Below are 19,895 nucleotides of genomic sequence, written 5' to 3' on the forward strand. Positions count from 1 at the left end.
TAGTAATATCTACAGAGTTATTTATTATATAAAATGTAAAGCTAACATTAAACAAAAGCCAAATATAACTTTATTTCATGACCCTGAATAACTATATGAGTTATAGATTTTGATATAGATAGTTATTTAAGCAATAAATTTATTAATTAGAAAAATAAAAGACCCCTACCAAATTTCGGTAGGGAAATGGTAGGAAACCATATCATCTTTAATGTAAATATAGTATTTTAAGAGTTGAAAAATGTTGATATATCGGCATTCCCCATCCATATTATATTGGTTTTTTATTCCCACTCAATCGTTGCTGGTGGCTTAGATGTAATGTCATACACGCAGCGGTTGATGTGGTCTACTTCGTTTATGATACGTACTGAGATTTTTTCTAATACGTCCCAAGGGATACGTGCCCAGTCAGATGTCATACCGTCGATTGATGTTACAGCGCGGATGCCGATTGTGTAATCATATGTGCGTTGGTCGCCCATTACGCCGACAGAGCGGATGTCAGGTAATACAGTGAAGTATTGCCAGATGTCGCGGTCAAGGCCAGCTTTTGCGATTTCTTCACGTAGGATGAAGTCAGATTCGCGAACGATTTCTAATTTTTCTTCTGTTACTTCGCCAAGTACACGGATTCCAAGACCAGGGCCTGGGAATGGTTGACGCCATACTACTTTTTCATCAAGACCTAATTCAAGACCTAATTGACGTACTTCGTCTTTGAATAGTGTGTTTAATGGCTCGATTAATTCGAATTGCATGTCTTCTGGAAGACCACCAACGTTATGGTGTGATTTAATTGTTTGAGCTGTAGCTGTACCAGATTCAATAATGTCAGTGTATAGTGTTCCTTGTGCTAGGAAGTCCATACCTTCTAATTTTGAAGCTTCTTCGTCAAATACGTAAACGAATTCGTTACCGATGATTTTACGTTTTTTCTCTGGGTCAGAAACGCCTTTTAATTTGTTCATGAAGCGTTCGCGTGCATCAATTTTAATCACGTTCATGTCGAAGTCTTCAGTGAAAGTTTTCATTACTTGTTCAACTTCACCTTTACGGTTTAAGTTGTGGTCTACGAACATACAAGTTAATTGGTCGCCGATTGCTTTGTGGATTAATACCGCTACAACTGATGAGTCAACGCCACCTGAAAGTGCGCAAAGTACTTTTTTGTCGCCAACTTGTTCACGAATTTTTTCGATTTCTACTTCGATGAAGTTCGCCATTGACCAGTCGCCTTTTGATTGGCAAATATCTAATGCGAAGTGACGTAGTAAGTCGTTTCCATAAACAGAGTGACGTACTTCTGGGTGGAACTGTACTGCATAGAATTTGCGGCTTTCGTCTGCCATTGCAGAGATTGGGCAAGATTCGCTTGTTGCGATTGTAGTGAAGCCTTCTGGTGTTTCTGTTACAAGGTCACCGTGGCTCATCCATACAACTTGTTCTTTTGGAAGGTCTGCAAATAATGCATTCTCTTGTAAAATTTTAATTTCAGCTTTACCGTATTCACTGTTACCTGCTTTTTCAACTTTACCGCCTAGTGTATGTGCCATTAATTGCATACCATAGCAAATACCTAAGATTGGTAAACCTAATTCGAAAATAGCTGGGTCAATGCTGAACGCACCTTCACCATATACTGAGTTCGGGCCGCCTGAGAAAATAATCCCTGTAGCATGCATGCCTTTGATATCTTCAGCTGTAATTGTGTGTGGGTGTAATTCACTGTATACACCGAATTCACGAATACGACGTGTAATTAATTGATTATATTGGCTACCGAAATCAAGAACAACAATCTTCTCTTGATTCATTAAATTTGTACTTGCTGACAAAAGTTCCACCTCTTCATTAATAGTTAAATTGATTACGTACTCATACGGTAGGACGGCTGTAGTTTATCTCAATTGATTCGAAAAGAACGCGTATGAAAATATCACTATTTTCCACGCGTCCTCACTTCACATAAAAGATGATTTACTAAGCCTCTATATATACCGTTCATCCACCTTCATAGTCAAGTTATTTACGGCAACTCGGTAGAGACATTCGAACCATATTATCGAACATATATGAGGGTAATTCAATTATTATACTTTGCACTTAGTTTAACTGTAGTAAAGCTTAAAATCAACCTCTTGTTTCATTAATTAAATTTTTCCAACATTCTTTAAATTCATCCCATCTAGCCGAATCAGCATTCGGATCATATAAGCGTCGTTCCATTAAATTTGTCAATTTCGACATATCTTCTGTACGGAGCTGTTGATCCACTCGTTTTGCGAATGTTGCTAGTGTTTCACCGTCTTCTCTCACAAGTAGATTATGACGCGCTAGTCGGCGAAGTAGTACACGATAAGCTTGTTCAATTGGTGGTTTTTTCTGATTGTAATACCAGATGAACAAGTTCACATACCAGCGATGACGTGTAAAGAATAAAACAATTGCTAGTACTATGACACCAATACCAAATGCGATTGGTAACCAATTATTCGTATTCGTTGTTGTTGCTTTTTGTTCTTTTGGTTGTTGTTCTTTTTTCATTTCTTGCTCTTTTTTTGGTTGTTCCTTCTTTTGCTCCTCTTGCTTTTTCTGTTCTTCCTGCTTCTTTTCTTCTTTCTTCGTAGGTGCTTCGTTTTGTGTCGTTTCTTCTTCGACTTGTTCATCGAATCCTTCAAAACCGATTGTCGGTTCAAATGGCATCCAACCAACTTCTGGAATATAGACCTCTACCCAAGAGTGCGCATTATTGTTCGTTACGCTATATTGGCTCATACCATCCTTTAATACTTCCGTTGAAGCGGTTTTATCGCCTGGTGAGAATCCTTTCACCCAGCGTGTTGGCACACCAATTGAGCGCATCATCATGACCATCGAAGTCGAGAAGTTATCACAATACCCTACCTTTGTATCGAATAAGAAGCGATCAACATAATCTTCATCACCTGTTGGGTAACCAACATTTATATTTGAATAGCGATATCCCGATGTTTTAAAGTAATCGACCACTGCGTTTGCTTTGTCATATACACTTTTTTCGTCTTTCGTAATATCTGTTGCTAAGTCGCGTACTCGTTTTGGTAAGGTTGCAGGAACTTGTAAATTTTCTTTTTTCTCTTTCGGTGTAATACCTGTGTCTTTTGCAATCATTTGCATGCGTGATGCATCTAATTCTTTTTGTTTATAGATTGGTTTCGTATAAACATATTCATAACTTAATAAATCAACGACTTTACGATCTTTACCTTTCGTTGCACGAATCTTACCTGAATCTATCTCGATATAAAATTGATTGTTCTTTTCATTACTGCGTAAGATTTCTTTAACTCCATACGGCTGTACAAGGAAGCTATATTTCTTATCCATCTTCACTCGCATATCTAATTCATTCTTTTTCTTACCGCCTGGAATTGATGTTTTAATCGCTTCACCATAGTCAAATGTAGAGACGAGAATTTCGTTCTGTGCATTCTTCCAACCTCGTCCTGTATAAGAAGACTTCGATTCTACACGCATGTACTGCGGTTCTTTTGCAGTGTATTGAAAGACTGGTGTACTATCGCGTTCAAAGTCTCCCCCTAGTTGGTCGTCATTTTCAACATAGCCAATTTTACCAACTGTATTAATATTAGCATTCGTCCACTTTACTAAATTTTCAATTGGCTCTGGTAAGTTTGTTGCTGCTTTTTGTTTTGGCATTGCATAAGCAAATGCCGCACTCACACCAATCAATAAAAATAACGGAACCAGTAGTTTTAAATAGTTCCCAATCGTTTGCTTCATTTTATTTTCACTCATCAGTCGCTCTGTGAATAATAAGCCCGTCAATAAGAAACCTAAAATCATCGTGCGTATAATACTTGCATCCGCATTATATTTTGTAAATGTATCAATGAGTGCTAAAAAAAGTACAGTTAAAATGAAGAAAAATAGAATAGAACGTCGAATCGTCAACCAATGGTGAATTAAATAAATGGTCATCCATAATAAAATTAAGAAGAGCATCGTTTTAAATCCATCTGACATATCTATCCAATTCCCTGTAACAAGCGCACGCATACTCTCTGTTATACTCTGGATAAATGGTCCGTCTTGTGGCTTTTGTATGTATAACATAAACCAAATAATATAGGCGCCTTTAATTCCAACAGAGATACCTGTATGTACGTGCGCAATATTTGTTACTAAGCAAATAACGATAAATAACATTAATAAATCGTAATGACCTGTATTCGTCAATTCCATAACGGGTAGTAACCACTCTCGTAACATAAAGAAAATAAGTACATATAAAAAGAGCAGCTTACTCCACTTCAACAAATCTTTATTCTCCATATCTACCCTCCTGACCCACTAAAGAAAAGCGTCCACGTTCTACATAGACAACTTGAATACCTGCTTTTTCAGCATGATACTCAACAACTGGATCAGCTTTCCATGTTGTTTTATCATTTGGTTTTACGACATAGATGATTGGTTTACTACCGCGCGTGGCATTCATCTTTAATAAATCAATCCAATCCACATCTAACTGTGATGTAACGAGCATGAGTGCGTTTGAACTACGAACTAATTCATCATGTCCATAGATTTTCTTCGGCTCATAAATTGATGGTTCAATTGTCGCCAAATAATACATCAATTGCTCCAAATCATTCTCTGAACGAAACTCAGCTAATGAGAAGCGGTGTTCTCCTGCTCCTAAAAAACAAACAGGCTCCTTTTGGCGATGTGCCGCTTGCATAAGTGAAGCAACAAACGAAATCTGCCCTTCAAAATTCGCACCTTTTGATGTATCTAACACAACACATACATCATCTGATTGTTGATATTCAAATTCTTTCGTATAGAGCATGCCAGTTTTTGCAAAGCTCGACCAGTGAAGCCATGTCATACGATCTCCTGGGGCATAATCTCGAATACTTGCAACCATTGTCGACTGCTGCGGTTGTTTTTGTGATGTATAACCTAGCATTCCCTGTTCTTGTGAGAATCGTCTAGTGAAGGACATGTTCTCGACTTTCGGATAGACAATCAACGTCTTTTTCGCTTCAATGTATTTCGTCTTTTGAATCCACCCTAATACATCGGCTACTTGTACTTGAATACCTTCTAATTCATGGCGACCACGAGCTAGTTTTGGAACGGTATAGCTCCAACTTACTTGTCGCTTAAAGCCCATCGGTAATAACTTGTGTAAATCACGTGTCTGTAGTTCAGCAAAGGCGCCTTTTGGTTCCATTTCTTGTACAACAATGAACAAGATGGGAAGCCATGATTGTCTTTTTAATGTGACTTGAACTTTTAGTGCGTCACCTTCTACAAAACGCTTATTTAAAACCTTTCGTTCGACTGTCATATGACCAATTGGCGTTAAAAAGACAAGGAAGGAATACAGTGCAAATGGAATGACCATAAAGAACACAAACCATAACACGAATCCTCCTTGAATCGTTGCAAATAATAAACTGCCTAGCACAAGTAATAGGACGAGTAACATACGTGTGACAGACGATGTAATTCGTCTTAACCTCGATTTCATCGTGCTTCCGTCTTTCCAACAGGTACAGGAACACTTGCTAACACGCGTGCTACAATATCCTCTGCTGTTAAGTTTTCATAACGAATCTCTGGTTTTAAAAGAAGACGATGGGAGAATACGAATGGTGCTAAATATTGTACATCGTCTGGTGTCACATAGTTTCTTCCTTTTAAAAGCGCATAAGCTTGTGAAGCTTTCATTAAAGCAATCGAAGCACGAGGGCTTGCTCCTAAATAGATGGCTGTATGTTCACGTGTCGCTTGTGCAATCGATACAATATACTCTTTTAATAAGTCTGATACAGCTACTTCATCCACTTGTTTTTGAAGATCAATCAGTTCTTCAATCGTAATGACTGCTTGTAAATTCTTAAGTGGGCTCGTTCCTTCAGCTCTTCTTAACACTTCAATCTCCTCTATTTTTGTTGGATAACCCATTTTCATTTTTAATAGGAAACGATCGAGTTGTGCTTCTGGTAATGGATACGTTCCTTCGTACTCTACAGGGTTCTGTGTCGCCATGACGAAGAATGGTTGACCAATATCGACTGTTTCACCATCAATTGTGACAGAAGCTTCTTCCATCGCTTCTAATAAAGCAGATTGTGTTTTAGGTGATGTACGGTTAATTTCATCGGCAAGTACGATATTCCCCATAATCGGCCCCGGACGGAAGTGGAATTCCATCTCTTTTGGGTTATAAATCGAAACACCGACAACATCAGAAGGAAGTAAATCAGGCGTGAATTGAATACGCTTAAATTCTGCGCTAAGTGATTTCGCTAAAGCACGAACCATGACCGTCTTACCTACCCCTGGCACATCCTCTAATAATACATGCCCTTTGGCTAGTAAAGAAACGAGACTTAATTCGGCAATATGTTTTTTACCAATCATCACTTTCTCGATGTTTTCAATGACTGCTTGTAATTTATGTTGTGCTTCCATCCATATTCCTCCTAATATTACTGATTACTTCTATTTTGAAGTTATTTTCATTTTTCGTCAATCTAAGCGCAAGAAAACGAATTAAAATATACTTTTGATTTCTTTATTCTATAAAAAAGAGAAGATGCGCTCCAAATGTCACATCTTCCCTCTTTCCACCTAGAACATTCATCCTGTGTGAAACAAACTTAGTATTTTTTGTTTTGCGCACGAATAAGACCGATTTTACGCATGAAAAGTTCCTCCAAGTGTTCAGCTTCACCTTGAGCTAATACCTCTTCTAAAGGGCCATTCATTAACACTTCACCATCATGTAGTAGAAGTACATCGTCTGCCAATTCTTCTGCGAATGATAGTAAGTGTGTAGAGAATAAAACTGTCTTACCTAAATCTTTTTGTTCTTGTAGGATTTGTTTTAACTCTGCAATCCATAATAGATCCAGTCCGTTCGTTGGTTCATCTAAGATGAGTAATTTTTCATCACCTAGTAAACTTTGTGCTAAGTTCAGGCGTTGGCGCATCCCTTTAGAAAATTGACGCACATGCTGTTTTCTAAATTCCCATAGACCAACACGCTTTAATACTTGTTCTACATCAGACTTTGGTAATTTTTTCAGATGCGCAAGTAGTTGTAGAATTTCATACGCTGTTAACGTTTGTGGGAAGTTTACGTCATCTGGCATGTACTTAATCGATACGCCATCTTCCCATTGTAATTCACCTGATTCTAAATCTTCTTGACCGATTAATAAACGAATTAGCGTACTTTTACCCGCACCATTACCACCTGCTAAAGCAATAATTCTTCCGCTATTTAATTCAAAGTTAATGCCATGTAAACCATTATTAGAGGAATAGACTTTTTTGACATCAATACCTTTTACAATCATTCTGCTTTCCCCTTTCTAGATAGAATCCACTGTGCAAACAGTAGGGGACCTAAAATCCAAGCAACACAAACAACCATATAGATTAGATAACCAAAAACAGAATTATAGAATTCTGTAAAGTCAAAGAAGGCAGGTCCTAAAGCAGTTGTTTGTCCAGAGAATAGGAAATAACCGAAGCGAATCCATTCTGCAGGGTTTAAATGCATCATAATAATCGTTAATGTTAACGTTAATTTACCTGATACGAATGTACCGATTGCCATTAATAAATATGAAATTAATAGCAGTGCAGCTGCCCAGACAACGAGTGAGAGAGATAGTGCGTGTAATCGGTTTTTCGCAATAACACCGCATAGTACGGCAATTGCTGCAAAAATTAAGACGAGTAGGATTGATAATGTAACGAAGACTAAAGGTAATTGCACAGAACCTGCAATACCACTCATAATTAATACGACTGCAAACGATAGGATTAAAATTAAGAAGAACGATAAAACAATTGAGATATATTTACCGAAAATGTAACTTCCAAGTGATAACGGATATGTTTTAAGTAGTGAGTACCAACCTGATTCCACATCACTCGCCACGCTCATACTACCGATTGTTAAGATGAATAGTGGTAGTAAGAAAAGTAATAGGTTTAAAAAGCTTGCTGTTTGTCTCGTAAAACCATCTACAGGTAATGCGAGTTGTTGAATCAATGCAATTGCTGCAAAGACTAGAATGAACAGAACACCGACAAGTTGCATCCAGCGACTGCGGAGCATCTGCTTCCATTCTAGTTTAATAAAAAGTTGGTTCATGATGGATTACGCTCCCCAATTAAAGCTTTTTAGTTCGTCAAAGCTCATTACTTTTCCAGAGCCATTCTTTTCAACATATTTTTTTGCTGCTGCTTCATCTTTGAATGCAATGACACCATAACTCATTGGTGTTGGTACTTTTTTATCGTAAACGAATGTTGATTTTTCAACGTCTAACCATTCGTCACTGTCATTATCTTTAATGAATGCTTCACCAATATCATCTTTGTTCATTGTTTTATAGTAATCCATTAAACAACCGAGATCATCGAACATTTCATAATCGCCATTTTTCAAAGCGATTTGTCCAGCGTATTTTTCATTCGCTAAACTCATGTTACAGATTTTGCAAATGTCTGTTTGTTTATTAATTTCTTTTGCTTCATATTCTTTATTACCACAAGCAGTTAATAAGAGACTTGTTGCTAAAAGTGCGCTTAACCATTTTTTCTTCATATTTTAACACTCCTTCTCCAGCCATAAAGACTACCAATAAATAAAATACCACCTAAAATAATGAGCCACATTTTCATTGGGCGATCTGTTTCAAATTCTGTAATGGATTTCATACGTGGTTTTTCATCCACTAATTGACTTGTTTCTGTCTTATTTGTTTGTTGGTCCATCTGATTCAGTAGTACAACACTTGGTGATTCAATGTAGTATTGGTAAGCAGGTTCGCGTACCATCCACTGCCCGAAACTTTGAAGTGCTACATATTTGGAGTCGCCAATACCATCATCTTCTACGTCAAAACCAGAATAATCATCATAGTAGTTTCCGACAATATTACTCGCTGTACCATCTGAACGAATGTTCACGATATTCCCCAGGAAATCATTATGCTCTACTTTGTTCTCTTTATAAGACCCTGTGAATTCAACTGCTGTTTGATTCGTTAAAAATGTATTATCAAGAATCGTTGATTTTTTCATATTTTGACTTGAAATCGCTGTTCGATTCCCGATTAATTCATTATTTTTCGTCACGATATTCTCTGCATTATACAGTGTAAAACCTGAACTATTCCAATCACTTTGATATTGGATTTTGTTCTTTTCTAATAATGCATTTTTCGCAATCATGAGCATAATTCCTGTCACATTATTTTCAAGTGTATTTCCTGTTGCATAAATATCTTTTCCGTACATATAGTGAAGACCATAACGACTAAATGTAGCAATATTATTAATGATTCGTGATCCTGTTACACGTTCTAAATAATAAGCATCTAGCACTTCTGTAATGTCACTATCGGAGATATTAATGCGCTTACTATCATATGCCGCAATCCCTGTCCCCTTATCTGCATACTGTCCATCAATACCACGCATCTTAAAGTTTTTTACGTGGACATCCGATGAGTTTCGAATGTTTACACCGCTGAACATATAGACCATCTTCAGGTTCTCAATATGTATTTGTGAAGATTTCTTCACATCTATGGCAGACTGAGAACGTGAAAAGTTCAAATTTTTAAGGGTGACATCTTTTGTATTTTCGATTGTTAATACGGTCTTATCATAGCCAGCTTTCAGCAGTGTTTTTTCACCACCGACAATCGTAATCGGCTTACGAATCGTTGCCTGTTCTCGGTACACACGATCAAATAGTTTTAACGTGCCTCCGCTTGGCGTTTTGTCGATTTGTTTTTGTAGTGATTCAGCATGGGCTTGTGCTGAAAAGCCAATTAAGCTAATGAAAAAAACGAGTAAAAAACGCCATTTCATATTGGTGCCTCCATTAACTACAAAGGGGAATTGCCCAAAAGGACAACTCCACTCCATGTATTATTTACTTAATGACCGCTGTTATCTGAATGTTCTTCGCTGTCTTTATGGCCTTCTTTGCTATCACCGTGGTGACCGCCACCATTTGCTGCTTTGTACTTTTCGTGTGCTACATCATCAATGTCACTTACTTTTACGATTTTTGCACCTTTATGTTTGTCTGTGAAAGCTTTTGCACTTGCATCGTCTTTGAAGTAAGCAAAACCATAATGCATTGGTGTTTTAATGTCGCCTTTGACAACAACTGCATCATCAAGTTTCATCCAACTCTTATCATCGTAGTTTCTCACATATTTATCAAGTGTTACGTCGTGCTTTCTTTCATAGTTTAACATACAACCTGCATCATCAAAGAATAAATTCTTTCCGTCTTTGTCGACAGCTTGAGCTGTAAATGCGCCCATTTCATCAGACTTTTGATACACCGTCATATTACAGAATGCACATACTTCATCTTTTGCTGGCTCTTTTAATGTGACGCCATCCACTACAGTTGTACCATTTGAATCTTTTGTTTGATTTTCAGTTTGTGTTGTTGAAGCCGTTGTCTTTGGTGATTCCTCTTTCTTTGCTTCATCTTCTGTATTTCCGCAAGCTGTTAATAATGACATAGCAATTAATGCACTAATTCCTAAACGATATTTCATATATTTTCCACTCCTTTTTTCATTCACTTTATACTCTAACGGTCAATTGTGAAATAAGATGAAAGTTAATGTGACTTTTTTTCGTCAAAAATGAAATCTATTAGACAAAAATCATCGAAACTTTTCACATAAAAAAAAGAACCGTACTTATTTTGTACGGTCTCTTCCATTATATACGAACATACTATTTCCAAAAATCATCGTACACGGTAATTGGTAGATGACGTTTATGTTGGGAGCGTAAATAATGCTTTTCAAGTGTTTCTTGTGCTGCTTTTGGAATTTCCTTACCTTCCAAGTAATCATCAATTTCATCATATGTGATGCCAAGTGCTACCTCATCTGGCAGAGAAGGACGATTTTCCTCAAGATCGGCAGTTGGTGTTTTTTCATATAGGTGTTTTGGACATCCGAGTTCCGCTAACATTGCGCGACCTTGACGCTTATTCAAACGCCATAAAGGTGTTAAATCTGCACCACCGTCACCGTACTTTGTATAGAAACCTGTTACGGCCTCTGCCGCATGGTCTGTGCCAATGACAACCGCTTGTTTCGCAGCCGCAAGCGCAAACTGGACTTTCATACGTTCACGTGCTTTGTCATTTCCTTTGATAAAGTCAGATATTGTAATACCTGCGTCTGCTAAAGCTTGAACACCTGCATCTACTGCTGGTTTTATATTCACTGTATAAACCTGTGTTGGATTCATAAAAGCAAGCGCATCATTACAATCTGATTCATCTGCTTGTACACCGTAAGGGAGGCGTACTGCATAAAACGCATAGCGCTGTTCACCTACTTCATCATTCAATTCATCTACAGCCATTTGTGTTAGTTTGCCTGCCAATGTTGAATCTTGTCCACCTGAAATACCTAATACGAAGCCTTTTAAGAATGAGTGCTTATGTGCATATTCCTTTAAAAAATCAATTGTACGACGAATTTCTTCATGTACATTAATCGTTGGTTGCACATGTAATTCTTTTATAATCTGTTGTTGAAGTGTCATTTTTCAAATCCTCCAATTCGATCATTTACCACCTTAATCATTTCTTGTACTTCTGCGATATTACGCATTTTATTATCCCAACATTTTTGGCTTAAATCAACAGGATATTCTTCTGGATTTAGTGAACGCTTATATTCATCCCATAGTAATTGTAAGTTGTCTTTTGCATATTGCTTCATCTCATACACTGTTGGATTTGTGTAGATGACTTCACCTTGCTCAATCACTTTTGTGTGTAAGTTCTTCGCTTCAAAGTTTGTGACAAATTTTGAGATGAATGTATGAACAGGATGGAACATCTTAATTTTTTCTTCTGATTGTGGGTCTTCATCATACATCGTAATGTAATCCCCCTCAGCCTTACCATTTTCACGATCGATAATACGGTATAGCTTTTTGCGTCCTGGTGTCGTCACTTTTTCTGCGTTTGCTGAAATCTTAATTGTATCGACCATCTCACCATGTTCATCCTCAATTGATACAATTTTATAGACTGCACCTAATGCTGGTTGGTCATAGGCTGTAATAATCTTTGTACCGATTCCCCACATATCCACTTTTGCATCTTGTGCTTTTAAGTTCAACATCGTGTATTCATCTAAATCATTTGAAACAACGATTTTTGCGTCTTTGAATCCTGCTTCGTCTAACATTTTTCGAGCAGCTTTTGATAGAAAAGCGATATCACCGCTATCTAAACGAATACCGATAAAGTTAATTTTGTCACCTAATTCTTTTGCAACTTGAATCGCTGAAGGAACACCGGATTTTAATGTATCGAATGTATCAACTAAGAATACGCAGTCTCGGTGACGACGTGCGTATGCATGGAACGCTTCATAATCACTGCGGTAAGATTGAACAAGTGAATGTGCATGTGTTCCAGCGACAGGGAGGTCAAATAATTTTCCTGCGCGCACATTACTTGTGGATTCAAATCCACCAATAATGGCAGCACGTGTACCCCAAATCGCTGCATCCATCTCTTGCGCGCGACGTGTACCAAACTCCATTACAATCTCATTTTCTGCTACATGTTTAATACGACTTGCTTTTGTTGCGATTAATGTTTGGTAGTTCACAATATTTAAGAGAGCTGTTTCGATTAATTGCGCTTCTACAAGAGGCGCTTCAATGCGTACAATCGGTTCATTGCCAAAGACAATCTCACCTTCTACCATTGAATAAACATCACCTGTAAAACGTAGATCTTTCAAATACTCAATAAAATCTTCTTGATAACCTACTTCATCACGTAAATAGGCAATATCAGATTCACTGAATTTAAAATCTCGTAAATACTCAAGCATGCGTTCCAAACCGGCAAATATAGCGTATCCATTGCCAAACGGAAGTTTTCTAAAATAAAGTTCAAACACTGATTTTCGATTATGAATCCCATCCGCCCAATAAGATTCTGCCATATTAATTTGATATAAGTCTGTGTGTAACGCTAAGCTGTCGTCAGGATAAGTTGCTTTCATCTTTACACTCCTTCTTCCCCTGTTTCATTTAGTCATTTAATACTTCATTTAGCGAATTACTCCGTATATTACCCGAATGGCTCCATTTCAAGTCATCTCTCATATATTTCAACGCTAAAATAAATATGTATGTCTATTATCATAGCAAAAAATAAGAGGTAAGTCGTCTATCTTGTCATAACTTTGACACATACACATTTTGTAAGTGCTATTATACCATGTAAAAAGTAAACCACTTACAAAAATCATTTGAAGTATTCGACTATAGCGATTAAACTAAATAGGCACCATATTTTCCTATTCCTTACATATGCTTTTTGAAGTTATGTTTGGAATTTAAAAGAGGAGAGGAAAAAGTTCACATGAAGACCTATACGGTTCAAATTGCTGGATTTACACGTCATTTACCCATCGTTCAAATCGAAGAAAACTTATCAATTGCAAGTTTTGATTTACTTGGGGATGTAGAACTTGTTGAAGTAGCTGCACAAAAACTGGCTGAAAAACTACCGCATGTTGATGTGCTCATCACAGCAGAAGCAAAAGGTATACCACTTGTTTATGAACTATCAAAGAAGTTACAATTACCACGCTATGTTGTCGCACGCAAACAAATAAAAAGTTATATGAACCAACCCATAATTCATGAAGTAAACTCGATGACAACGTCGACACCTCAGATTTTAGCAATTGGCTATGAGGATGCTGCTTTTTTAAATTATAAACGTGTTGCCATTGTTGATGATGTTATTAGCTCAGGTTCTTCTCTTGAAGCATTAGAAGCTCTTGTACAAAAATCTGGCGGTGAAATTGTTGCAAAAGCCTGTATCTTAGTAGAAGGCGACTCCAGTGGTCGTTGCGATGTGATCTATTTAGACAAGCTACCACTTTTCACTAATCACATACCAAATCTATCACATACATAATAAAAGGAGGACAGAATAATTTTATAATCATCTGTCCTCCTTCACCATTATATTTAAATTTTTTCATGTTGTAGTAAACGCTCTTTCAGTGGTAAACCGCTACGAAATCCTGTTAATTTACCATTCTTTCCAATAACACGATGACATGGAATGACAATGAGTAACGGATTTTTTCCAATTGCAGATGCTACAGCACGTGTCGCAGTTGGCTTACCAATCGCTTCTGCTATTTGTGCATAATAACGAGTCTCCCCATACGGAATGTTTACGAGCTCTTGCCAAACTTTTTTTTGAAAATCTGTTCCCTGTAAATCAATTGTTATCTGATCCAATTTGAATGCTTGATCTTTTGCATATGCTTCAAAATGATTTATGAATGGTGCTAACTTCAAATCATCTCGAATCAGATGATCTGCGTATTCATTCAATTCATCCCAATCATTCGTTACAAAAGACAGCCCTTCTTCTGTACAAGCAACATAAAATTTCGTTTCTAGCGCTTGCCATTCCGTATAGTACATAACATCACACTCAACTTTCTAACGTTTTTTTATATTGTTTAGGTGTTGTACCAACCAAATTTTTAAATAATGTTATAAAATAAGACGTGTTATGTAACCCCACTTGATGTCCAATTTCTTCAACTGATAAATACGTGTGTTTTAATAACTCCACTGCACGCTGAATGCGTACTTTTTGTAAGTACTCTGTTGGTGTATAACCCTTTACACTTTTATATATACGTTGTAAATGATAGGGGCTACTATGAAATTCATCTGCTAATACACGTAATGTAATATGCTCTTGATAATATTGATCCATATAAGCATTCATCTGATTCGTCCAGTCTTGATTGCTCAGTTTTAAGCCACCTGGTTTACAACGTTTACATGGATAATAACCTGATTCCATTGCTAAGTCACTATTTTTATAGATGCGTACATGTTCTACATCGGGCTTACAAGATGGACATGACGGCTTACAAAAAGTCTTTGTTGTCGTAATTGCGTAAACAAATTCACGGTCTACACTTGAAGTTCTCATTTGAATTGCTTGCCATTCAAATTCTGTTGGCGTACGTCCTAACATATAATCATCACCTAATTTCTTTTTTCTTTCTAATTAAACATCTATTTTATCGAACTGATTTTAAAGGAGTGGTTTTTTGAATTCAATTTATCAACCTTCTATACATTTTCAAGATATTCATCTAACAATTGATGGACAAACGATTTTAAATGGCATTACAGGATCTATTCCAGATGGGAAAATCACCACATTTGTTGGTCCTTCTGGTGCTGGTAAAACAACTTTACTCAAGATGTGTAATCGTCTCATCTCCCCAACAAGCGGAGAGATTCAAATCTATAATAAAAATGCACAGGATTATAACCCTGTTGATTTACGCAGAGAAGTCGGAATTGCCCTTCAATCTGCTCCTATGATTAAAGGAACGGTCTATGATAACTTGAATCTTCCACGTACACTTCAAAACCAACAATTATCACGAGAAGATGCAATCTCTATCTTACAGGACGTCGGACTAGACGAAACGTTTCTTAAAAAGGATGCATTGGACTTATCTGGCGGACAAAAACAGCGTGTATCCATTGCACGTACACTCGTCAATCGCAATAAAATTTTATTATTAGACGAGATTACTTCCGCACTCGATCGTATTTCTGTACGTGAAGTTGAGGAGCTTATTCAAAAAATTAATAAAAAATACCATGTAACGATTATTTGGATTACACATAATTTAGAGCAAGCGATTCATTTAGGGGATTATGTATGGGTATTGATGGATGGCCAATTGATTGAAGCAGGCGAGAGTTCCATTCTAAAGTCACCGAAGAATGAGCGAATTAAACAATTTATTGAGGGGGTAGATGCATGAGTTATACAGCACTTGCGATTACTTTATTATTCGTTTTAATTCCTTTAATTCTTTCAAAAACACTACATTTACAATTAGAAAAAGACACAATCATCGCAACGATTCGTTCGATTGTTCAATTACTCATTGTCGGGTATATTCTAAAATTTGTTTTTACAAGTGATGGTTATCTTTATACAGGACTGATGATTGGTTTAATGGTTTTAGCCGCTACATTAAATGCGCGAAAAAAAGGCTCACATATTGATGGGATTACGTGGAAACTTGTCGTCACATTTTTAACAGTTGAAGTGATTACAATGTCTATTTTAATTGGTCTAAACGTAGTACCAGCTATACCTCAATATATGATTCCTCTAAGTGGTATGGCAATTGGAAATGCGATGGTTCTCTCTATTCTATTTTTAAATCGCTTCTCTTCTGAAATTGAAGCCTATGAAGACCAAATTGAATTAATCTTGTCATTAGGTGGTACACCAAAACAAGCGATTCATAGACAGTTGATCTCTTCGATTAAAGCGAGTATGATTCCAACGATTGAAAGCCAAAAAACAATCGGATTGGTTCAACTCCCTGGTATGATGAGTGGTCAAATTATTGCAGGAGCTGACCCTGTTCAAGCGGTGCAATTCCAGTTACTCGTTCTTTTCATGCTGCTATCTACAGCTGCCTTATCAAGTGTTATTTTAGGATTTTTATCGTATCCAACACTGTTCAATAAACAAATGCAAATGATTCATGAGAAATTTTCTGGTGAATGAAAAAATCGTCTTCCCATTCCATGTGAGAAGACGACTTTTTTGTCATAATATTAATTTTGTACCTAGTAACAAGTTACAGATTTTGAGACTCAATTGCAACTCGTTTGTCATAAAACAGTGTAAATTCTGTAACAAAATAGTCCAAAAAGGTTTAAAATCATTAGTTTTCAGCTACAAGTCTATCTTATAATGGATAGAATTCGTTCTCAATTTTTATGCCTACACTTTCATTTTATATAAAATACATATTCTTTTTATTCAAAAGATTCTCTACATCTAGCATAAAATTTATGTTTTTCATAGAATTTTATGTTTTAATAAAATTAATAAAAGAACAGAAAGCTTTTAAATTCATTAGCGAAGGGGTCTGCTATATGGCACTAAAAGATTTTTTCATCGCATTATCTGAAAATCAATTTTTAAATGACAACGCAAAAAAATATAGTTTAAAGCTTGGCGCACAAACTGTTGTTGCAGGAATAAATTTAGATGAAGTCATTATAAGTATTCAGAAACTAAACGCACAGGGGATTTCTTGTACAGTCGACCATTTAGGGGAGTTTGTTCAAAATGAAGCAGAAGCCATCACTGTAAAAGAAGAAATTCTACACTTGATTGAAGTGATACATGAGCATCAACTCGATGCACATATCTCGCTTAAACCTTCACAGCTTGGTCTCAATTTAAATGTTGATTTTTGCTATCAAAACATTGAGGAAATCGTAAGTTGTGCGCAACAATCCAAAATATTCGTGAATTTCGATATGGAGAACTATGAACGTTTACAAACGACACTTGATTTCGTTTTACAGCTTTCAAAAACGTATGATAATGTGGGAACTGTTATTCAAGCCTATCTTCATCGCGCTATGGATGATTTAGAAACATTGAAGAACACGCGTGTCAGAATTGTAAAGGGTGCTTATAAAGAGCCTGAAACGGTTGCTTTTCAAACAAAAGGTGAAATTGATGCCAACTTTATCCGTTTAGCTGAATGCCATCTATTAAATGGAAAATTCACATCGATTGCAACACATGATCATCGTATCATCGCGCATCTTCAAACTTTTATTCGAGAACAAGCGATTGCAAAAGAAAAATATGAATTCCAAATGCTCTATGGTTTCCGAACAGATTTACAGGAATCACTTGCAAATGAAGGTTATCCATTCTGTACTTATATCCCATACGGTGAAGATTGGTATGGATACTTTATGCGTCGTTTAGCAGAACGTCCGCAAAATATAAATCTTGTTGTTAAACAAGTGTTCAATAAAAAAACAAATACATTGATTGGTATTGGTGCAGTCGCATTTTTATTGGGACGCCTCACCAAAAAAAATAATCGATACAAAAAAAGAGAGGTCGGATTCTTCATCCCATCCTCTCTTTACTATTTGTTCCATCCTTTTTCTTTAAAACGCGCAATGGCTTCAATACGATTACTCACATCTAACTTATCCAGAATTGTTGAAATATAATTTCTTACTGTTCCTGGCGATAAAAATAATTCTTTTGCAATTTCTTTCGTTGTTTTTCCTTCGGCAACAAGACCAAGTACTTCGGATTCACGCTCTGTTAAAGGGTTCGAATCATCTTCATAAACGATGTCAATTAATTCAGGCGCGTAAATACGACGACCATCCACAATCACGCGAATTGAGTTGACAAGTTCCTCAATTGGACTGTCTTTTAATAAATACCCACGTACTCCTGCTTTTTTTGCTCGTTCAAAGTATCCTGGACGTGCAAATGTCGTTAAAATAATAATTTTATATTCTTGATCTTTTAATTGCTCTGCTACATCTAGCCCTGTTTTACCCGGCATTTCAATATCCATGATGATGATGTCTGGTTGATGTTCTGCAATTTTCTCAAGTGCTTCTTCACCATTTTGAGCGATTGCCACAACTTCCATATCATCTTCCATATTAATTAATGCCTTCATAGCGCCTAGTAACATGCCTTGATCTTCTGCAATGACAATTTTAATCATGCTGCTCACACCTCTCGTCTCATTCTCCATATTATAACAAAAAGCGAGGAATATAAAAGCATTCATCCTCGCCCCTGTACTATACAATTTTTTTTATTGGTAAAATTGGTTTTACGGATGTTTTACGGATATGTTGTGGCAACTGCTTAAACGTAATAAATTGATATGTCTCTGGATCATATAATTTGAACTTAAGTGATGCCAAACTTAATTTTAATGTAATCGTCGTTGCATGTTGTAATGGTGGTGTTTTTTCATGCGCTTCTTCTAGTGCATAGTTTGGAATACGTGGCGCTAAATGATGTACATGGTGGAAACCGATATTTCCTGTTAACCATTGTAAAACAACTGGTAATTTATAATATGAACTACCTTCTACTGCTGCCTTCACATAACTCCATTCACTCTTCTCTTCAAAGTATGAATCTTCAAATGTATGTTGGATGTAGAATAACCATACACCTAGCATCGCTGCGATATACATTGATAATCCGGTTACAAGCAAGAATGGTACAAGACCTAAGAAATAAACGACTGCACCATATAGCACGACTAATACGATATTTGTAAAATACGTATTCATACGTTCTGGCATACGCGCACCACGACGATTTTTACGATTCACTACTAATAGTAAAAATAGTGGTCCTAGCCCAAACATAACAAGTGGGTTTCGGTATAAACGATAGCCAATTTTCTTCATTTTTGATGCTTGTTGATATTCTTCTACTGTCATCATCCAAATATCGCCTACACCGCGTGCATCTAAATTTGAGCTTGATGCATGGTGTAAAAGATGTTCATGACGCCATTGTGAATAGCCAAACATCGTTAAAATCCCTGTAATTGTTCCCCATACTGCGTTTGCTTTTTTGTTTTTAAAGAACGACCCATGTGTACAATCATGGAAAATAATAAAGGTACGAATTGCGAAGAATGCTGCACCAATACTCAGTGCAATCGCTCCTACAATTGTTTGGTCAATAATCATATATGCAATTACCCACATAGCTACTAGTGGAATAATAGTGTTCATCAATTGGAAAATGCTTTTTGTGCGATCTGATTTTGCAAACGGTTGAACCGCTTTGTGTAACTCTTTTGTTCTTTCACGTTCCATTCTTTTGCCCCCATCCCTATTTCCTTAATCTTAAAGGGGGATGGACTATTCACATAGGTGTGATTGTCATAGATGTC

The 19,895-nt window shown here is 36.7% G+C and carries 19 protein-coding genes and 1 riboswitch; of the genes, 4 read left to right on the top strand and 15 right to left on the bottom strand.

Going from position 1 to position 19,895, the window contains the following annotated elements:
- Positions 1 to 284: 284 nt before the first annotated feature.
- The 11 genes from guaA to MHB75_RS10700 all read right to left on the bottom strand — a co-directional run bounded on the left by guaA (position 285) and on the right by MHB75_RS10700 (position 13,118).
- Positions 285 to 1,817 carry a glutamine-hydrolyzing GMP synthase gene (guaA, locus tag MHB75_RS10650; protein ID WP_174795798.1) on the bottom strand — a complete coding sequence of 511 codons (1,533 nt, stop codon included), beginning with the start codon at positions 1,815 to 1,817 and terminating at the stop codon, positions 285 to 287.
- 180 nt (positions 1,818 to 1,997) lie between these two features.
- A riboswitch (purine riboswitch) is annotated at positions 1,998 to 2,099 on the bottom strand.
- A 34-nt stretch (positions 2,100 to 2,133) separates the two neighbouring features.
- Positions 2,134 to 4,338: a DUF4129 domain-containing transglutaminase family protein gene (locus MHB75_RS10655; RefSeq protein ID WP_340997620.1), complete on the bottom strand. Its 2,205-nt coding sequence runs from the start codon at positions 4,336 to 4,338 to the stop codon at positions 2,134 to 2,136.
- Positions 4,328 to 5,545, bottom strand: coding sequence for a DUF58 domain-containing protein (locus MHB75_RS10660; RefSeq protein WP_082701341.1), 1,218 nt, complete (start codon positions 5,543 to 5,545; stop codon positions 4,328 to 4,330). Before MHB75_RS10660 ends, MHB75_RS10655 begins: the two co-directional genes overlap by 11 nt.
- A complete protein-coding gene (locus MHB75_RS10665; protein WP_340997627.1) occupies positions 5,542 to 6,492 on the bottom strand; it encodes an AAA family ATPase in 951 nt (316 codons plus the stop codon). The genes MHB75_RS10660 and MHB75_RS10665 overlap by 4 nt, the downstream gene beginning before the upstream one ends.
- Before the next feature lie 188 nt (positions 6,493 to 6,680).
- Positions 6,681 to 7,382: an ABC transporter ATP-binding protein gene (locus MHB75_RS10670; RefSeq protein ID WP_068450681.1), complete on the bottom strand. Its 702-nt coding sequence runs from the start codon at positions 7,380 to 7,382 to the stop codon at positions 6,681 to 6,683.
- Positions 7,379 to 8,188: an ABC transporter permease gene (locus MHB75_RS10675; protein WP_068450679.1), complete on the bottom strand. Its 810-nt coding sequence runs from the start codon at positions 8,186 to 8,188 to the stop codon at positions 7,379 to 7,381. The genes MHB75_RS10670 and MHB75_RS10675 overlap by 4 nt, the downstream gene beginning before the upstream one ends.
- A 6-nt stretch (positions 8,189 to 8,194) precedes the next feature.
- Positions 8,195 to 8,644, bottom strand: coding sequence for a nitrous oxide reductase accessory protein NosL (locus MHB75_RS10680; protein WP_141274075.1), 450 nt, complete (start codon positions 8,642 to 8,644; stop codon positions 8,195 to 8,197).
- Entirely contained in the window at positions 8,641 to 9,918 is a 1,278-nt protein-coding gene (locus tag MHB75_RS10685; protein ID WP_340997631.1) for a right-handed parallel beta-helix repeat-containing protein, read from the bottom strand. Before MHB75_RS10685 ends, MHB75_RS10680 begins: the two co-directional genes overlap by 4 nt.
- Before the next feature lie 68 nt (positions 9,919 to 9,986).
- Entirely contained in the window at positions 9,987 to 10,625 is a 639-nt protein-coding gene (locus tag MHB75_RS10690) for a nitrous oxide reductase accessory protein NosL (protein WP_340997632.1), read from the bottom strand.
- Positions 10,626 to 10,809: 184 nt separating this feature from the next.
- Positions 10,810 to 11,634 (bottom strand): ammonia-dependent NAD(+) synthetase, encoded by an 825-nt coding sequence (gene nadE / locus MHB75_RS10695; protein WP_340997635.1) that lies wholly within the window; start codon positions 11,632 to 11,634, stop codon positions 10,810 to 10,812.
- The gene (locus MHB75_RS10700; RefSeq protein WP_141274079.1) at positions 11,631 to 13,118 is read right to left on the bottom strand and encodes a nicotinate phosphoribosyltransferase; all 1,488 of its coding nucleotides are present in this window, start codon (positions 13,116 to 13,118) and stop codon (positions 11,631 to 11,633) included. Before MHB75_RS10700 ends, nadE begins: the two co-directional genes overlap by 4 nt.
- Before the next feature lie 362 nt (positions 13,119 to 13,480).
- Here MHB75_RS10700 and MHB75_RS10705 point away from each other — a divergent pair, with 362 nt between their 5' ends.
- Positions 13,481 to 14,044, top strand: coding sequence for a phosphoribosyltransferase family protein (locus MHB75_RS10705; RefSeq protein ID WP_141274080.1), 564 nt, complete (start codon positions 13,481 to 13,483; stop codon positions 14,042 to 14,044).
- Positions 14,045 to 14,097: 53 nt separating this feature from the next.
- On the opposite strand, the gene MHB75_RS10710 is transcribed toward MHB75_RS10705, so the two are convergent.
- Positions 14,098 to 14,565 carry a methylated-DNA--[protein]-cysteine S-methyltransferase gene (locus MHB75_RS10710; RefSeq protein ID WP_340997637.1) on the bottom strand — a complete coding sequence of 156 codons (468 nt, stop codon included), beginning with the start codon at positions 14,563 to 14,565 and terminating at the stop codon, positions 14,098 to 14,100.
- A gap of 10 nt (positions 14,566 to 14,575) precedes the next feature.
- Positions 14,576 to 15,133, bottom strand: a complete 558-nt coding sequence (locus tag MHB75_RS10715; protein ID WP_141274082.1) for a helix-turn-helix domain-containing protein — start codon at positions 15,131 to 15,133, stop codon at positions 14,576 to 14,578.
- Between the two features lie 76 nt (positions 15,134 to 15,209).
- Between MHB75_RS10715 and MHB75_RS10720 the strand changes: the two genes are divergently transcribed.
- The 3 genes from MHB75_RS10720 to MHB75_RS10730 all read left to right on the top strand — a co-directional run bounded on the left by MHB75_RS10720 (position 15,210) and on the right by MHB75_RS10730 (position 18,183).
- Positions 15,210 to 15,941 (top strand): ABC transporter ATP-binding protein, encoded by a 732-nt coding sequence (locus tag MHB75_RS10720; protein WP_141274083.1) that lies wholly within the window; start codon positions 15,210 to 15,212, stop codon positions 15,939 to 15,941.
- Positions 15,938 to 16,702 carry an ABC transporter permease gene (locus tag MHB75_RS10725; RefSeq protein WP_340997640.1) on the top strand — a complete coding sequence of 255 codons (765 nt, stop codon included), beginning with the start codon at positions 15,938 to 15,940 and terminating at the stop codon, positions 16,700 to 16,702. The genes MHB75_RS10720 and MHB75_RS10725 overlap by 4 nt, the downstream gene beginning before the upstream one ends.
- 374 nt (positions 16,703 to 17,076) lie before the next feature.
- A complete protein-coding gene (locus MHB75_RS10730; protein WP_340997642.1) occupies positions 17,077 to 18,183 on the top strand; it encodes a proline dehydrogenase family protein in 1,107 nt (368 codons plus the stop codon).
- On the opposite strand, the gene MHB75_RS10735 is transcribed toward MHB75_RS10730, so the two are convergent.
- Both MHB75_RS10735 and MHB75_RS10740 read right to left on the bottom strand, forming a co-directional pair.
- Positions 18,096 to 18,698 (bottom strand): response regulator transcription factor, encoded by a 603-nt coding sequence (locus MHB75_RS10735; RefSeq protein WP_141274086.1) that lies wholly within the window; start codon positions 18,696 to 18,698, stop codon positions 18,096 to 18,098. The genes MHB75_RS10730 and MHB75_RS10735 overlap by 88 nt on opposite strands.
- A 79-nt stretch (positions 18,699 to 18,777) precedes the next feature.
- Entirely contained in the window at positions 18,778 to 19,818 is a 1,041-nt protein-coding gene (locus MHB75_RS10740; RefSeq protein WP_340997644.1) for a fatty acid desaturase, read from the bottom strand.
- Positions 19,819 to 19,895 lie beyond the last annotated feature (77 nt).

Source organism: Kurthia sp. FSL E2-0154 (genome assembly GCF_038003625.1).
Classification (GTDB): Bacteria; Bacillota; Bacilli; order Bacillales_A; family Planococcaceae; genus Kurthia; species Kurthia gibsonii.

Excerpts from the sequence above, each read along its gene's own strand:
- MHB75_RS10740 (WP_340997644.1), bottom strand. The coding sequence starts at position 19,818 with ATGGAACGTGAAAGAACAAAAGAGTTACACAAAGCGGTTCAACCGTTT.
- MHB75_RS10700 (WP_141274079.1), bottom strand. The coding sequence starts at position 13,118 with ATGAAAGCAACTTATCCTGACGACAGCTTAGCGTTACACACAGACTTA.
- MHB75_RS10705 (WP_141274080.1), top strand. The coding sequence starts at position 13,481 with ATGAAGACCTATACGGTTCAAATTGCTGGATTTACACGTCATTTACCC.
- guaA (WP_174795798.1), bottom strand. The coding sequence starts at position 1,817 with ATGAATCAAGAGAAGATTGTTGTTCTTGATTTCGGTAGCCAATATAAT.
- MHB75_RS10710 (WP_340997637.1), bottom strand. The coding sequence starts at position 14,565 with ATGTACTATACGGAATGGCAAGCGCTAGAAACGAAATTTTATGTTGCT.
- MHB75_RS10725 (WP_340997640.1), top strand. The coding sequence starts at position 15,938 with ATGAGTTATACAGCACTTGCGATTACTTTATTATTCGTTTTAATTCCT.
- MHB75_RS10685 (WP_340997631.1), bottom strand. The coding sequence starts at position 9,918 with ATGAAATGGCGTTTTTTACTCGTTTTTTTCATTAGCTTAATTGGCTTT.
- MHB75_RS10655 (WP_340997620.1), bottom strand. The coding sequence starts at position 4,338 with ATGGAGAATAAAGATTTGTTGAAGTGGAGTAAGCTGCTCTTTTTATAT.
- MHB75_RS10665 (WP_340997627.1), bottom strand. The coding sequence starts at position 6,492 with ATGGAAGCACAACATAAATTACAAGCAGTCATTGAAAACATCGAGAAA.
- nadE (WP_340997635.1), bottom strand. The coding sequence starts at position 11,634 with ATGACACTTCAACAACAGATTATAAAAGAATTACATGTGCAACCAACG.
- MHB75_RS10735 (WP_141274086.1), bottom strand. The coding sequence starts at position 18,698 with ATGATTAAAATTGTCATTGCAGAAGATCAAGGCATGTTACTAGGCGCT.
- MHB75_RS10730 (WP_340997642.1), top strand. The coding sequence starts at position 17,077 with ATGGCACTAAAAGATTTTTTCATCGCATTATCTGAAAATCAATTTTTA.
- MHB75_RS10675 (WP_068450679.1), bottom strand. The coding sequence starts at position 8,188 with ATGAACCAACTTTTTATTAAACTAGAATGGAAGCAGATGCTCCGCAGT.
- MHB75_RS10690 (WP_340997632.1), bottom strand. The coding sequence starts at position 10,625 with ATGAAATATCGTTTAGGAATTAGTGCATTAATTGCTATGTCATTATTA.
- MHB75_RS10670 (WP_068450681.1), bottom strand. The coding sequence starts at position 7,382 with ATGATTGTAAAAGGTATTGATGTCAAAAAAGTCTATTCCTCTAATAAT.
- MHB75_RS10715 (WP_141274082.1), bottom strand. The coding sequence starts at position 15,133 with ATGTTAGGACGTACGCCAACAGAATTTGAATGGCAAGCAATTCAAATG.
- MHB75_RS10680 (WP_141274075.1), bottom strand. The coding sequence starts at position 8,644 with ATGAAGAAAAAATGGTTAAGCGCACTTTTAGCAACAAGTCTCTTATTA.
- MHB75_RS10660 (WP_082701341.1), bottom strand. The coding sequence starts at position 5,545 with ATGAAATCGAGGTTAAGACGAATTACATCGTCTGTCACACGTATGTTA.